The organism is Clostridium sp. UBA3061 (assembly GCF_002367465.1).
Taxonomy (GTDB): Bacteria; Bacillota; Clostridia; order Clostridiales; family Clostridiaceae; genus Clostridium_J; species Clostridium_J sulfidigenes.
Map to the genome: position 1 here is coordinate 496,288 of NZ_DFCF01000010.1, position 15,336 is coordinate 511,623.

12 protein-coding genes and 1 pseudogene are annotated in these 15,336 nt (G+C 30.7%); 3 read left to right on the forward strand and 10 right to left on the reverse strand.

The features are described from left to right. Position 1 precedes the first annotated feature (1 nt). Positions 2-376: a hypothetical protein gene (locus B2P65_RS09890; RefSeq protein WP_346846369.1), complete on the reverse strand. Its 375-nt coding sequence runs from the start codon at positions 374-376 to the stop codon at positions 2-4. 244 nt (positions 377-620) lie between these two features. Here B2P65_RS09890 and B2P65_RS09895 point away from each other — a divergent pair, with 244 nt between their 5' ends. Beyond that, positions 621-2,498, forward strand: a complete 1,878-nt coding sequence (locus B2P65_RS09895) for a S8 family peptidase (protein ID WP_346880082.1) — start codon at positions 621-623, stop codon at positions 2,496-2,498. A gap of 152 nt (positions 2,499-2,650) precedes the next feature. Here B2P65_RS09895 and B2P65_RS09900 read toward each other — a convergent pair whose 3' ends face one another. From B2P65_RS09900 to B2P65_RS09910, 3 genes are all read right to left on the reverse strand, one after another. Then, entirely contained in the window at positions 2,651-3,382 is a 732-nt protein-coding gene (locus B2P65_RS09900) for a Fic family protein (protein WP_346880083.1), read from the reverse strand. 114 nt (positions 3,383-3,496) lie between these two features. After that, the gene (locus B2P65_RS09905) at positions 3,497-4,822 is read right to left on the reverse strand and encodes an erythromycin esterase family protein (protein WP_346880084.1); all 1,326 of its coding nucleotides are present in this window, start codon (positions 4,820-4,822) and stop codon (positions 3,497-3,499) included. A 215-nt stretch (positions 4,823-5,037) separates the two neighbouring features. Continuing rightward, positions 5,038-6,003, reverse strand: a complete 966-nt coding sequence (locus B2P65_RS09910) for a DNA/RNA non-specific endonuclease (RefSeq protein ID WP_346880085.1) — start codon at positions 6,001-6,003, stop codon at positions 5,038-5,040. Positions 6,004-6,240: 237 nt separating this feature from the next. On the opposite strand from B2P65_RS09910, the gene B2P65_RS09915 reads away from it, so the two are divergent. Continuing rightward, complete coding sequence (locus B2P65_RS09915) at positions 6,241-7,203, forward strand: hypothetical protein (protein ID WP_346880086.1); 963 nt, start codon at positions 6,241-6,243, stop codon at positions 7,201-7,203. Between the two features lie 215 nt (positions 7,204-7,418). Here the strand turns inward: B2P65_RS09915 and B2P65_RS18075 are convergent. From B2P65_RS18075 to rlmD, 6 genes and pseudogenes are all read right to left on the reverse strand, one after another. Beyond that, positions 7,419-7,535 (reverse strand): annotated as a pseudogene (locus B2P65_RS18075) (recombinase); the annotation flags it as partial. A 261-nt stretch (positions 7,536-7,796) separates the two neighbouring features. Next, a complete protein-coding gene (locus tag B2P65_RS09920; RefSeq protein WP_346880087.1) occupies positions 7,797-8,831 on the reverse strand; it encodes a Cfr family 23S rRNA (adenine(2503)-C(8))-methyltransferase in 1,035 nt (344 codons plus the stop codon). Between the two features lie 162 nt (positions 8,832-8,993). Beyond that, positions 8,994-10,472 carry an Lsa family ABC-F type ribosomal protection protein gene (locus B2P65_RS09925; RefSeq protein WP_346880088.1) on the reverse strand — a complete coding sequence of 493 codons (1,479 nt, stop codon included), beginning with the start codon at positions 10,470-10,472 and terminating at the stop codon, positions 8,994-8,996. Positions 10,473-11,108: 636 nt separating this feature from the next. Beyond that, entirely contained in the window at positions 11,109-11,273 is a 165-nt protein-coding gene (locus tag B2P65_RS09930) for a hypothetical protein (protein ID WP_346880089.1), read from the reverse strand. 18 nt (positions 11,274-11,291) lie between these two features. Beyond that, positions 11,292-11,852, reverse strand: coding sequence for a DUF1801 domain-containing protein (locus B2P65_RS09935; RefSeq protein ID WP_346880090.1), 561 nt, complete (start codon positions 11,850-11,852; stop codon positions 11,292-11,294). Positions 11,853-12,480: 628 nt separating this feature from the next. Beyond that, the gene (gene rlmD / locus B2P65_RS09940) at positions 12,481-13,848 is read right to left on the reverse strand and encodes a 23S rRNA (uracil(1939)-C(5))-methyltransferase RlmD (RefSeq protein ID WP_346880091.1); all 1,368 of its coding nucleotides are present in this window, start codon (positions 13,846-13,848) and stop codon (positions 12,481-12,483) included. 524 nt (positions 13,849-14,372) lie between these two features. Between rlmD and B2P65_RS09945 the strand changes: the two genes are divergently transcribed. After that, entirely contained in the window at positions 14,373-14,939 is a 567-nt protein-coding gene (locus tag B2P65_RS09945; protein ID WP_346877154.1) for a TetR/AcrR family transcriptional regulator C-terminal domain-containing protein, read from the forward strand. Positions 14,940-15,336 lie beyond the last annotated feature (397 nt).

Consider the following 15,336-nt stretch of genomic DNA (forward strand, 5'->3'; position numbering starts at 1 on the left):
TTTATTCCTTTTTTAAAGAACACTTGCATCCACTTGAATGTGAGAAGTTAACATACATTTGTTCATCATCACCATTTAATTTTATAGTAACATAACCATTATCATCACTATCAACAGAGCAATAGAAGTTATCCTTGCATGTAAATGTAACTCCTGCTGAGGTAACAAATTTAATCCACCAATAATCAAATGGAGAAGCAGCTCCGGTTGTATATGTAAAGTCCATATTTTCAGTCTTTTCATTATTAGGTATGTTAATAAAAGTAGTAGATTCTTCCTTACTTTCTTCATTACCTCTCCTATGTCTTAAAAAAATTGATGCGATAGGAGTCCCCCATTTGTTTTCAACCTTAACGTGTCCTGTATGATCTGTCATTTAAAAATACCTCCTTATATCTCTTTATAAAATTTAGTTTTAAAGGTCTATACTACATAAAAATATATCTTGTTACTTCCTTATATTTTTATAACCCATGAGTGTAGCATTACTATCTTCTGCTATAGTTAAATTTTTATTCAATAATCTTATATTAACTCTATATTTATTTAATTTGTAACTACTTTAAGTCTCATTGAATAATATGAATAGATAGATATTTGGGGGAGTTGTAATTTTATAAATGAATACTCTAAGTACATCCAGAGAAATTAATCTGTGTAGAGAGGCCTACATTAGCGAAGATTATGTAACTTTATTCATTAAGTATACAGGAGACTTTAATACCCTGGTTAAAGAACTAGAATACGTATGCGCTGTTAAAGTATCTGAGGGTGCCTACATTGCTTCTGTGAGAACTGCTAATTATACTGACTTCATAAATAGATTTAATAATATACTTAACATAGATTTTAGTTTTCCTTACACCTTGTCAGCTATAGAACCAGTAGAAGCTGCTAATATAACCCAATTTCACGGAGAAACCTATTTAAATCTTACAGGGAAAGGTACAGTAGCTGCAATTATAGATACGGGTATAGATTATTTAAATCCTCAATTTCAAAACCCTGATGGAACTACAAGAATTATAGGTATATGGGATCAAACTATTGAAAGTAATAATAATGATGACCCTATAGCATTTTTTGGCACTGTTTATAGCCAAAATGAAATTAATAGAGCTATTCAAGTATCAAATCAAGGTGGGAATCCTTATGATATAGTTCCTTCAAGAGATGAGTTAGGACATGGTACAAATGTAGCTGGTTTAGTTGGTGCGAGAGGGTTAAATAATGTTATAGGCAGTGCTCCTGAATGTGAATTTTTAATTGTAAAACTTAAGGAATTTAAAACTAGTAATCTTAAATTAGCGGGAATCAATGATAGAAGAAGCACACCGATTTTTGAAGGTATTGATATTTATATTGCAATGAGGTTTGTAATAAATTACAATCCATCACCTTCGACAAAACCTATGAGTATTCTGATCTCTGCAGGAACAAATTGGGGTGGACATGAAGGTATTACATCCATAGAAGAAGATATTAACTTTTTTTCAACAAGAAAGGGACTTATCTTCGTAACTAACACTGGTAATCAAGGAGCTAGCTTAACACATGGTTATGGTAGATTTCTAAAAAGTAATACAATTCAAAACTTGGAGATTATTGTAGGTTCTAATGAAAATAATTTAGTTCTCATGTTCTGGGTTCAAAGACCTGATGTAATATCTATTGAAATAATTTCTCCTAGTGGTGAGATTGCAAAGCCTATACAATCTGGACTTGTTTCTAGTAAGTTTGAGCAAGTTAATTTAATTCTTGAAAATAGTATAATTAACATCGCTTTTTTTAACCCTGAATTTGCTAGTGGAAATGAATCTATATATATAACTATTAAAAATGCCAAAGCTGGACTTTGGCAATTAAGACTTAAAGGAGATTATATAGTTAATGGAGTATATAATCTGTGGTTGCCTCAAAGGCCACTTATACAATTAACTACTAGAGTAATAAATCCTAACCCATACATCACACTTCAAGCACCAGCTAATGCCCAAAAATCTATAACTACCTCTTTCTATAATCAAAATAATAATACTATAGCTGCAGAATCAGGTCGAGGCTTTACTGCGGATAATAGAGTAAAACCTAACTTAACTACAGGTGGAGTTATGGCTTTAACTACAGGACTAAATAATGAAACCATCTTACTTTCTGGTGGCTCTGTAGCTGGTGCTGTACTGTGCGGTGCCACACTTCTTCTACTAGAATGGGGAATCATCCTGGGAAATGACCCTAACATATATGGTCCTACCTCTATTTCTTATTTCACAAGGGGTACTAGTAAAAGGTCTGGTGATATATATCCTAATCCACAATGGGGCTACGGCATATTAAATCTTCAAGGCTCTTTTGAAAACCTTAGATCATCTCCATTAATTAGACCTTATGATGGACTCAATACTCAAAACGAGAATAACCTGCCATCTGATTTTTATATAAGAATGCCTAAAGAATTATATGTAAGAATAGATGATTCTATAGACATTATAGAGTAAGCGTTGAAACCACTGGATCTTATAAAGCTAAAAAGACCGCTAACTAAGAATATTAAATTACTCAGTTAGCGGTCAACCCTTAATATCTATTCAATTACAACTTCTATCTCAGTCTACTCAATCAAACTTACATTAAATCATCTTTTAAACACTTATTCTCTTATTAATTTAATGTACGTGTCAAGCTGGTTTTCTTCTAAATTTCCAATTAAATCTACAAACAAATCTAAATTTCCATTTACTTCATATTCCTCAAGGGCATTATAGTAATTAAGACGATCTTCCTTTGCAATTGAAACAGGTAAAAATCCATGTATCATTAGCTGATAATTCATTATAAGACGTGATGTTCTTCCATTACCATCAATAAAAGGGTGAATTCTTACAAATTCTGCATGTGTCCATGCTGCTAGCTCAATTGGATTCATATCTTGTTTATATTGAAGATCTGTAAAGAAATTCTTAATTTGAAAATACATATCATTTCCTGCTGGAGGAACATGACCTGCTCCACTAATTCTGACCTCTTGATTTCTATAAATTCCACCTTGAATTATACCAGCAATTAGTATTTCATGAATATCTTTCACAATAGTTTCATCAAGTAGCTTTATCTCCTCAATACACTTTTTCACATAGCCATATGCCTTTTTATGATTAACAACTTCATAAATTTCTCTAAGCTCCTTGCCACCAATTGAGATTCCATCTTCTAGTAACACTTTTGTTTCCATAAGGGTTAAAGTATTGCCCTCAATTGCAGTAGAGTTATGTGTAAAAGTTAGCTCAAAATCCTTATCATAAGAAGTTAATGTTACTTCATCAATCTTATTTTTTCCCGCCTCATATCTATTCTTTTTATCTAGGATTCTTTCATAATTCATATAGTACCTCCCGATATTCTGGTATATTACTATTATTATCTACTATTTATCATATATAGTTTATCATTTAATTATAATTATTTCCACGTATTAACCAAGACATACTATATTTAATTAATTTCCTACAGGAATAGCTAGTTCAACATTAGTAGGTTTATTAATTAAAATAACACCTTGAAAATAATCTGTTGTAACTCCTTTATTACTATAAAATACTTCTTTTTCAACCATCGCACTATCATAATAAGTAAACACTGTAGGTGTAAACTCTTTTGAAAATGTGCTTTTTCTATTATTTAAATCTATAAATATATCTTCTCCTTCATATTTAGAACCATTAAGTATTTCTCTCAATTCATAGCTTATACTAAAATATTGAGTAGGTGAATATGATTGAAATTGAAAAATTGTTCCATCTCCATATATAGTATTAATACTATATACCTTATCCTTTAATTTATCATCTTCACCCAAATAAGCTGCTAAAAATTTAACACCATTAATTTCTTTTTGATAAGCATGTTGAACTCCATAATGCATATAGCATTTATCCATTTTAAAATACTCATCTAACTTCTTAAAGTTTTCATAAGTATACTTATCTCTAGTTTCATACCACTCCTTATCAGAGTATACATTTGCAGCAGTTATGAAATTAAAGTCTTGTGAATTTTTAATATTATTTAATATAAAGGAAATACTAAACAGATTCCCACCTAATGCTTCCTTATAGCTTTTATTGTTTTCATTTATTGTATCACTTATTTCTTTTACGGCACTTAATATATTTTTTATATTTTCTTCTCCACCCCATCCATGAACATCACTTATAATACACTCTGTAATTTGTTTCTTGAAACTATTTAAGGCAGTAATTTGCTCTTTGCCTAATTCAGGATTATCTTCTATAAGTAAATCAATATACATTCCAGTGGCTTCTGAATTTTCAATGGAGTCTACTCCCTTTATTATTATCTTTTTATCTTGTGGAAGACCTTTATTTTTTGCATGAAGCTTTTTTAGATACTCTATATATGAAACATTATTAAATTTAGATTGCCATATATTTGAGAAATTCTTTAATAATTCTTCATCTCCTGTTTGAATATATTTATTAATAATTTCGCCTTCTGCATATCCCATTTCTAATAATAAATATCTACAATCCCAATTATCAATCAAATAACTAGCAAATTTATACTGAACATCTGCGTTTTCATTAGCTCCATGAACCTCATTTGTAAATACAACCTTCTTATCTTTTATATCTTCCTTTAGAAAGTTTAAATCAGAGTAATCCTCATAATTCTGTAAATTTAATTCATCAGCATTCTTTTGCACATATTGTTTTTCACTGATAGGCCTTATATAAATAATAGTTCCCCCTAATAAACCCATTATAATAATTAGTAGTACAATGACTTTTTTCACTTTGCTCATAATTTAATCCCCCAAAAACATCTGTTGGTGTAATTTCTTTTACACTTCTTTGATTTGCTATATTAGTTGCAAAGGCCTCTTGATTATTACTTGACCAAATAACACTTGGCTTTCAATAAATATATAGAAATTATACCATATATTTCATCAAGCTATGTATTTTGTGGAAAATAAAAGAGACTAGAATTTAATCTAATCTCTTAAGTTACTTTTCATTAATGACATCTATCACATGGGTCATTCTTTCCACTTTCTTGTAGTGTTCCCTCTAAAATAGTTTTACTTCTAGATAAAGTAGAACAACTCTTTGTAGTATGATAGCTATTTCCATTAGGTGTCCAATATACTTTCCCTGGACTGCTTGTACTATCTGAATTATTGATAGTAGTATTTGTATTATTAGAATTTGAGTTGTTAGATGAAGTATTCGTTTCTAAACTTGCATTATATTCATCAGGATTCACATTATCAAATTCATCATTAATTACATTGCCATTAATTGTATAATTGTAGCTGTAGTGACTTGGTATCTGCGTAGTTGTATTTGGATAAGTTATTATTGCAACAAACTCTGTACAACCTCCAGCATCTCGAATAACCTTTTCCATATAAGCTTGGTCACCATGCCTATTAAGGATACTATTCTGAGGAGTTATATTGTATGCATTAGAAACTCCACCAAGTGAATCAGCTATAACATGTCCCTCATCCAAGGTCCTACTTTCAACTCCTGGCACTTTTGCTTCATCTTGATAATATCTTCCACTTGAATTAACAGGCTCTGTTGAATCATCTTGTAAGATTATCCCCTTTGCCATTACTTTAACTAGTTGACCGTATTCATTAGTAAAAGCATAATATTCTCTATCTCCAAATCCTATGTCAACTACAACATTAGGTTCCCTGTGTCCAGATAGATTTCCACCATCAACTACTATCAGCTTATATCCTGAAAATATATCTTCTGTGATAACAGATGAAGATTCTTTCTTTGATTCATCCTTTAAATTACTTGCAGTTGATTTATCCACTGAAGTATCTTCAATTTTATTCTCTTCTTTAGCTTCAATTTTATTACTTGCAATATTTTGTTGATTTTTTGTATCTTTTGGCATCATGGTCATGCCAAAAATTAAAACAGCACATAGTATTCCAATTAAGCTTGACAAAAATTTCTTCATTTCTAAAAAATTCCCCCTAATCATCTTCAGTTCACTATTATTTTACCATCCAGGCATGGATAAAGCTACTTACATTAGTTTTTTATGTTAAGATTATTTCTATTTATCTACATAAACTTCATAACTTATGAATATGTTACACTTATAACCAACCTTTCCATATACCTATAATCCCTTATCTGTTATAATTAACCTATTGGTAATAATTTAAATATATATTAATTAAAGGAGATCCCTATGAAATATAGAAATTTTTATGAATTTGAAGAATACTATTCAATACTCTTCTCTGAAAAAAAGTATGATGAAGTTTTAAATATACTCCTTCATGCAAATAAACTTTTACCAAAGGATGAATATGAAGAAAATCTATTTGAACTTATCATCGATGAATCTAGGGTATATACTGAAACCAATAATAGTGAGAGCTGTATTAATCTTATAAAAAAATCACTTGAAAAAGGTTATCCATTTCCCTTACACTGGCCAAACTTTGATTTATTAAGAAACCACCCTGAATATGAGTCTCTTAATAATTTAAATACAAAGCTACTTCACCAAGCTAAAGAAAATTCTAAGCTAGAATATGAAGTTCACCTTCCAAAATCTTATGATCCAACAAAAAAATATCCATTATTCCTTTGCTTACATGGTGATGGATTTCATTGCAATATAAAAAATACTAGCTGGTATTGGAAGCCTGATGCACTTTTAGAAAAAGGATACATAGTTGTATATCCTCAATCATCACAAATGTATTTCCATAATAGCTTTGGCTGGCTTACTGATCCCACTCTATCAAGAAAAGAACTGATAGATTGCTATGAGCAATTATTATTAGACTATTCCATTGATGAAACTTGTGTATTATTTGGAGGTTTCTCTGGTGGTGCAACTACCTCTATTGATATGGCTTTTCATAACACTATTCCAATAAAAGGAGTTATTGCATTATGCCCTGGTGATTACTTAGATATCGTCGGACTTGAAGATACAAAGAAATTAGCAGAAAGAAAAACAAAAATAGTTATTCTTGAAGGGGACCAGGACACTGACCAAGTTGTTCAGCATCTCTTAAAGATATTTAAGGAAGTTGGACTTGCCCATGAATACCATATTAATAAAGGAATTGGACACTGGTACCCAGAAGATTTAGATGAAAAAACTTTAAAGGCAGTGGAGTTTATAGTTAATAATTAATTGTGGTGTGTCTATATCTTGTGGTGCTTATATTAATTTATATAATGTGGTTAGAGCAAGCTTTAAGCAGGTGGTGATGACCATCACCTGTATCAGGCTTTTGTTGCCTTCTTATTCATAATCATTTCAATTTGATTTTCGAAAAGCTGTAAATACAATTAATCAATTCTATGTCTGCCTCCTTATTTTTTTCTTTGAGATCTAAATTTATCCTAATTTAAGCTATTCTTAAATCCTGTTTTGTAGACAAATGTAATTTGTGTAGCGTCTTTATTTCCATATTCATCAATTCCACCTATAATAATTTTTTCTACTATACTTTCAAAAACATATATAAATTATAAATCAAGAAGAGAATTAATTTTTTATCGAAGGCTTTTAATGATCTTAAGATACCGCATAAACTTCAATACAAATAGATCTAATTACACAAACATCTCTAATCTTGCACAAAAGTTTACCCATCCTAACCAAAACGTCCCTCAAATCTAAAGTTTGAGGGACATACAACACTCTTCAATATATAATTAAAAATCTTCAATATCATTTAAATTAAACTTTTTATTTGTTTAAGTGGATATTTTTAACTAGCATCATAATTCATTTTCATAACACAACTGTCCGCAAGCAGCACTAATTTCAGAACCAAATTGTGCTCTAACAGTTACACTAATACCTGCTTTCTTTAGTATACTACAAAATTGCTTGATAGCACTTGAAGGTTGAAATTTAAAAGTTGTTTTGTCCGTAGAATTATAAGGTATCAAATCAATGTGATATAAATTCTCCCATGAACCACGATTTTTCAATAAACCTATAACTGCCCCTGCATGTTCTTTGGAATCATTAATTCCTTCAAGCATAATATAAGCAATAAACACTCGTCGTCCCGTATGAATGATATGTTCATCTAATGTCTTCATTACCTCATTCAATGGAAATCTTTTATTTATAGGCATTAAATCGCTTCGTTGACTTTCAAATGGTGAGTGAAGTGAAAAAGCCAGATTCACTTGTGGAAATTCTTTGGTCAATCTTTGAATTCCTGGTATAATGCCAATTGTTGAAATAGTAATTCTTCGTTGACTTAACCCAAATAAACTTTGATCAGTTAAAATTTTTACTGCATCAAACAACTCTGGATTTGCAAGAGCCTCACCCATTCCCATAAATGAAATACTATTCAATCTATGGTCATTAAAATAGAAATAAAGTAATTGGTCAGTTATCTCATCGGCAGTAAGATTACGTTTAAATCCAGCACTTCCTGTTGCGCAAAAACCACATCCAAAGCCACATCCACATTGGGAAGAAATACAAAACGATTCCCACCCCTGTTTATACTTTAGTCCAACAGCTTCTATTCTTTCTCCATCAGTCAATTCGAATAACAATTTTTGAGCTTGCTTAGAATCTTGTGAAAAAACAGGTATTACACTAGATACATTACTTCCAAACTCATTTACTAAAGCTATCTTTAACACTTTTGGTAGTATATGCATATCATCAAAACTATCTATTTTTTGATGGAAAATAGCTTTTGTAAGCTGCTCATATCTATAATCAGGTAATTTTAGATTTGATATTATTTGTTTCATTTTTCCATACTTTGTTTTTGTATATTTCATATAGGCCTCCTCCTCACTATTAATAGTTAAGAAGCAAAGCCAGTATAATTAGCGACTTATACTACTCCATGCAAGCGTCGCTCAAAACATCTGGCTTTGCATGGAGCCTATTGTGTGTTACTTGTATATTCCCATTAAACATATTAATTTCCATTTCTACTTTTACAATTTTATTATTTTTGTTGCAACATTTTCAGAAAATACACTATCATGCTCAACAAACAAAATTGTAGGTTCATGTTCAATTAACAATTTCTCAATCTGCATACGAGAAATGACATCAATAAAGTTCAATGGTTCATCCCAAATATACAAATGTGCCCATTCACACAAACTTTTAGCAAGCAATACCTTTTTCTTCTGTCCTCCACTAAAATCCTCGATATTCTTTTTGAACTGTTCTCTTGAAAAATCAAGTTTTCTAAGCATCGCTTTAAATAAACTCTCGTCAATACAGTGTTTATCTGCATAATCAGATAAGTTACCATATAAATCTGAAGTATCTTGGGAAACATAGGAAATGATTAACTTATTATTCTTTCTTACAATTCCACTATGGGGGATGTCTTCTCCATAAATTAATTTCAATATACTTGATTTTCCGCTGCCATTCTTTCCTTGAATAGCAATTCTTTCACCTTGCTCTATAGTGAAGTTTACTCCTTCACAGACAATTCTATCATCATATTCAATTGCAACATCTGTAAGTTCTACAAGCTTTTTATCATGGAAAGTAAGCGGTACTATTTTTAAGCTTTCATTAGATTCAATATTTTTAAGAAGCTTTGATTTTTCCTCAATCATGTCTTGTTGTCTAGCTTCTATATTTTTAGCACGCTTCATCATTTTTGCAGCTTTATGTCCAACATATCCTTTATCTAATTTACTTCCAGAATTAGTAGTTCCATGCTTGCTGCTTTCAACGCTATCTGACCACGTAGATGTACGTTTTGCCGAGCTAGAAAGTCTGTTAATATCCTTTTTCAATTTTTCGTTTTCTGCTAACTCAAAACCATCTTGTAATTCTTTGTTTCTCCACCATGAAGAAAAATTTCCTTTTTGTATTTCAATATTAGTTTTATTAATAGACAAGATATGGTCAACACAATTATCCAAAAAAGATCTATCATGTGAAATCAGAATAAATCCTTTCTTTTTTTTCAAGTAATTACTTAGTTTTTGCCTAGCTTCAGCATCCAAATGATTGGTAGGTTCATCAATAAGTAAGAAGGAGTTCTCTTTCAAAAACATAGCAGCCAACAATGCTTTTGTCTGCTCTCCTTTAGATAGTGTATAAAATTGTCTATATAAAGCATCGTAGTCCATATCTAACAAAGATAATTCTTTTACTATTTCCCAATCCATTGAATTTGGACTAATCTCCCTTATGACATCTATAGTGAAATTGCTTTGCTCCTGCACCTCATAAGGAAAATATTCAAATATCACATCAGCCGAAATGTTTCCATTATATTCATATTTTCCAAGCAAAAGATTTAGAAAAGTAGTCTTTCCCCTTCCGTTTCTTCCAGCAAATCCTAATTTCCAATCGGTATCAATTTGAAAACTTACATTTTCAAAAATATTATTATAGCTACCTTCATAAGCAAAGGTTAGGTTTGTAACATTTATTAAAGACATATTTTTGTCCTCCTCTGTATTTAATAGTATAAATAACAAAATCGGAACAATAGGCGACCTTGTTATTACTCCATATAAGTGTCGCCTGCAGTATCCGACTCTATATGGAGATTATCATGTGTTAGCAAAGTGTCTTTATTTATCATAATATTATTTATCCTCCTTATTCGAATTATTTATAAAAAAAGTAAGAGCCGCAAGAATTAATTATTCTTACAGCTCATAAATATACGTAGTTAAGCTAATCATTATAGCATAACACAAGTGTATATATTAAGAGAAAAAAGAATAACTTTCTTGCATAAGTACAACAAAACAAACAGAATGCACCTGTTTATCTTTGTATTAAATGTACTTTAAATATTAGCAAGAAAAATTAATCATTTTTTCACCTCAAATTTCAATTTTTTTATCATTATACTATTATACATCTAAAAAGTCAATCAAGAGTGAATTAAGAAAATTTATTTTTTCTCTATCTTCACTACGGTCTCAACACTTTAGTTTTCTTCATACTTTTCTAAAACTTCCTTAAACCATTTAGGGGCATTGAGCTCTTTCCATATAAGCTTCCCACCACTAAAAAGGCTATTTCCAGCTCCATTAACGCCAGCAAATATTGTATAACTAGGTATACTAATTACCTATTATCCTTCTCTGTTCTCTTTGTAATACTACATTAGCTAAATTCATGTAAAAATCTTGTTCTTCTCTTGTTTTAGTTTTTTTGAATAATTCCTTTAATTCACTGTATGAATAGGTTAGAAATATATCATATAAAGTTTCCTTTTCTGTATTCATTTCAATCTCCTGTATTCTTTAATTACTTTCAATATAACGTGTCACTTGCTCTCCACATTTTTTACATTTTCCTTTTAAGATAATGCCATATGGACCATCATCATGAATTATGAATCCATCTTTTAAAATAGTTACACCACAATTAGGACAAAATACATTGGCCATTAATATATTTCTTCCATGTTCAGGAATAGCTTTCCACTTCTTAATTGCACTTAAGTTCGAAACAGTACCTTTTTTAGTATCTCTGTTCATCACTATAATTTCCTTTATAATATGCATCATTACATTTACAGCATCTTGCTCTTTATATTTAATTCTAGCACAACTTTTGCCTAGTGATGTAGAAGGTATTTCTGCTTTAAAGATTTCTAGGACTCTTACTTCATCTGTATAAAAAGAAAAATAATTTTTCTGCGATGCAAAAGCAATATAAAAATTATGACCCTTATAGGTTAGCATCTTGTAATCAAAACACTCTTGTAATTGAGTTTCTTCTCTCATAAATATTACAAGCTTCTCTAGCCATTCCCTTTTTATACCCTGAAATTGATTAACATATTCATATATTGTATTCATTATATTACCCCATATCTCTGATTAGTATTTATCTCATTGTATACTAAACTAATCATAATTTAAACCTTCATCTAACACATCATGCCTTAGCACGATTAATCTGTTCTACGCATTTCTGTACCGCCATAATTAATTACACATTCTCTCTATATCCTTTGCACTGGAGTGTGTACTTTTACCTTGAGAGCACAGTGTTGTACTCACACGACAATAAGTTGTATCCATATATTGGTTCTTCTATTATTTCTCATAACAAAACCTCACCCTATTTTTGACTACTTATCTTTTGAATATGACCATTTATATGATAAGTAGTAAAAACCAAGGTTTTATTTTATGCACTACTTTTAAATTTTGCACCAGAAATGGCTATTCTCTAAGGTTCTAAATTTAAAAATACTTTTGCGTATTAATATCCCCCCTGTGTTTAAATCAAAAAAATCACCCTCAGAAAACCTTTCTGAAGGAGAAAAAACACACTTTATTTTGTTGTTGTTAATGCCTTAAATCATTGATATTACTAGACTTTATTAGATAGCTTAACACCCGCCTCAGCAGTAGTCTCCTACCAATCATCCGTCGCTTCGCTCGGATTCTTGGGGAGCCCTTGCATGGACATTCGTAATGCTTAGTTCGTCCCGTTGGTCCTTGTTAGCCTAACGACTGTCTCAACATGCGGCGTATGCGGGAACATATCCATAACTTTCACCTTTTCCACTTTATATCCATTAGCAGTTAATACCTCTAAATCTACTGCTAGTGTTTTAGGGTTACAGGATACGTAGATTATTTCTTTGGCATCAAATTTTATTACGTAGTCTAGGGCTACTGGGTGTACTCCTGGTCTTGGTGGGTCTAGGATTATTATGTCTGGTTTTTCGGTTACGTTTTTTATGGTTACTGCTACGTCTCCTGCTATGAATTCACAGTTGTTTAGGCCGTTGATTTTAGCATTTTCTTTTGCAGCTTCTACGGCTTCTTCTATTAGTTCTATGCCTACTACTTTTTTTGCTTTTGGAGCTACTATTTGTCCTATGGTTCCTGTTCCGCAGTATAGGTCAAAGACTACTTTGTCTTCTGATTCTCCTATGAAGTCTCTTACTATAGAGTAAAGCTTCTCTGCTCCTTTAGTGTTAGTTTGGAAGAAGGCAAAGGGATTTATTTTAAATTTTAATCCTAGAAGATTTTCTATTATATAGTCTTTTCCATGTAGTATTTCTACAGAGTCTGCTTGCACTACATCTGATAGAGAGTCATTTAAGGTATGGATTATTCCTGTGAGTTCTCCTTTTAGGTTTAATCCTTTTAAAGCATCTACAAAGGCTGTGAAGTCATATTCTACTTGGGTAGTTGTAACTATGTTAACTAATATTTCTCCAGTGTTTATAGCTTTTCTTACTACTAGATTTCTTAAAAAGCCTTCATGTTTTAAGATTCTATAATAAGGAAGGTTTTCTCCTCTGAAGTGGTTTATGGTTGCATTTATTATAGCTCTGAAGTCTTCATCTACTATTTGACAGTTATGTACTGATACTATGGCAAAGCTTTTTCCTTTAGCATGCATTCCTAGGGTTAGTTCTCCACCTTTTTCAAAATCTCCAAAGGTGAATTCCATTTTATTTCTGTATTCATAGTGAAGTGGGCTGCTTTCTATTCCTAGGTACTCATAATCTGTTATACCCTTATTTGCTAAAAGTGCCTTTACTTGTTCTTCTTTAAATTTAAGTTGAGTGTCTAGTGATAAGTCTCCTTGGCTACATCCTCCACAAATTCCAAAGATATCGCAGGCTGGCTTTACCTTGTAATCTACATCTTCTAAAACTTCAAGAAGTTTAGCTTCTACTCCATTGGAATTTTTTTTAGTTACTCTTGCTCTAACCTTTTGCCCGGGCAATGCACTTTTTATAGCTACTTTTTCTCCTTCATGGAAGGCAACTCCCTTTCCTGGAAATTCTGTACCCTCTATGATAAATTCATATTCTTTTCTCTTTCTCATTTTTATCTCCTTATCTAATAAAATTCTATGTTAATTTTAATTTTTTATTTTAAAATAATTTCATTTATTAGGTATACTTTTAAGTTTTATTAAAGTAATTTTACCCTCTATTTGGGGGCTTAAAATATGACTCTGAAAATCACAAAAACCTCTGAAACCCGCATGAACAGAACAAATAGTTTCCTAGTTATATAGGTATATTGTTTTATTGTTCCCTATTTAACTATTTTACTATATCTATAGGTTCATAGTTTTCTAGATATATTGTTCCCTAGTTAAATAGGTATATGTTTATTTGAAATTACCTAGTTTATTATATATTATCCCCCAGATTTTATCTAGGCTTTTATGGTATATCCCTAGGAATTTTAAAGCTTCTCCTTACACTCAATGTGGCAACTCTTAGTATTGTGGTATATATGTGGCTTAATTGACATAAAATATAGGAAGTTGATATAATGGTTAAAACTGTGGAAAACTTTGAGTTAACTTTTAGAATATCTTTAAAGGGGTGAGGTTATACTGTGAGATCTAAAAAAGAAAATACTAAGGCACTAATAGTTGATAGCTTTAAAAAGTTAATGACTCAACATTCCTTTGATAAGATAACTATAAAAATGATTACTGATGAGGCAAAGTTAATAAGACCCTCCTTTTATAACCACTTTGCTGATAAGTATGAATTACTTGAATGGATTTGTTATAAGGATATATTTGAAGGTGCAACCCTTCTTATAGATAATAAAATGTTTAATGAGACAATTCTATTTATTCTTACTAGGATAGAAAATAATAAAGAGTTTTATGTTAAAGCTATGAAAATAGAAGGACAAAATTCCTTTGAGAGTATAATATATAAATTTCTTCTTAAGATGTTTGAAGAATTATTTTCTGTGCTAGATATAGAAAATATGAATTTTGAAGGAATTCTCACCGCTTCTGAAATTGCTAATTACTATTCTAGAGGTCTAACCTATTTTTTAATTACTTGGCTTAAAAAAGGTGTACAAGTTCCTGCTCATGAGTTAGCTGAAAAATATTATTTACTACTTTCTAATTCCTTAGAAGATATTGTATTCAAGCCATTATAAAAAGTTATGGGCTTTAACAAAATATCTTACTAATCTTATATAAAATATTGAAGATGCACTTTAATATTATTGTTAGCGAATGCCATTTGCAGGGATATTAGATTTACTTAGTATTTATGAATGGTAAAATCGTTAAGCAACACAACTTGTTTGAGTGTATACGAGTTGTTGTGTTGTAGATTTTACCTTGAATAAATGCTTTAGTAAATCAATATTCCGAAACGGCTGAGCGTTAATAATATAAGTGCTTATTCAATATTTATTTAGATTAGCTTATTTTGTTAAAGCCCCTACTTAACCTATCATAAAACAATTAAATAGATTTGTTTTAAAGCAACTACATAAGTTGCTTTTTGTTTTTTTTGATATACATTTAGGGCGAAGTGTATTTTTACAT

Bases quoted from the DNA above. Each gene is read 5' to 3' on its own strand.
- B2P65_RS09890 (WP_346846369.1), bottom strand. From the start codon at position 376: ATGACAGATCATACAGGACACGTTAAGGTTGAAAACAAATGGGGGACT.
- B2P65_RS09895 (WP_346880082.1), top strand. From the start codon at position 621: ATGAATACTCTAAGTACATCCAGAGAAATTAATCTGTGTAGAGAGGCC.
- B2P65_RS09900 (WP_346880083.1), bottom strand. From the start codon at position 3,382: ATGAATTATGAAAGAATCCTAGATAAAAAGAATAGATATGAGGCGGGA.
- B2P65_RS09905 (WP_346880084.1), bottom strand. From the start codon at position 4,822: ATGAGCAAAGTGAAAAAAGTCATTGTACTACTAATTATTATAATGGGT.
- B2P65_RS09910 (WP_346880085.1), bottom strand. From the start codon at position 6,003: ATGAAGAAATTTTTGTCAAGCTTAATTGGAATACTATGTGCTGTTTTA.
- B2P65_RS09915 (WP_346880086.1), top strand. From the start codon at position 6,241: ATGAAATATAGAAATTTTTATGAATTTGAAGAATACTATTCAATACTC.
- B2P65_RS09920 (WP_346880087.1), bottom strand. From the start codon at position 8,831: ATGAAATATACAAAAACAAAGTATGGAAAAATGAAACAAATAATATCA.
- B2P65_RS09925 (WP_346880088.1), bottom strand. From the start codon at position 10,472: ATGTCTTTAATAAATGTTACAAACCTAACCTTTGCTTATGAAGGTAGC.
- B2P65_RS09930 (WP_346880089.1), bottom strand. From the start codon at position 11,273: ATGAATACAGAAAAGGAAACTTTATATGATATATTTCTAACCTATTCA.
- B2P65_RS09935 (WP_346880090.1), bottom strand. From the start codon at position 11,852: ATGAATACAATATATGAATATGTTAATCAATTTCAGGGTATAAAAAGG.
- rlmD (WP_346880091.1), bottom strand. From the start codon at position 13,848: ATGAGAAAGAGAAAAGAATATGAATTTATCATAGAGGGTACAGAATTT.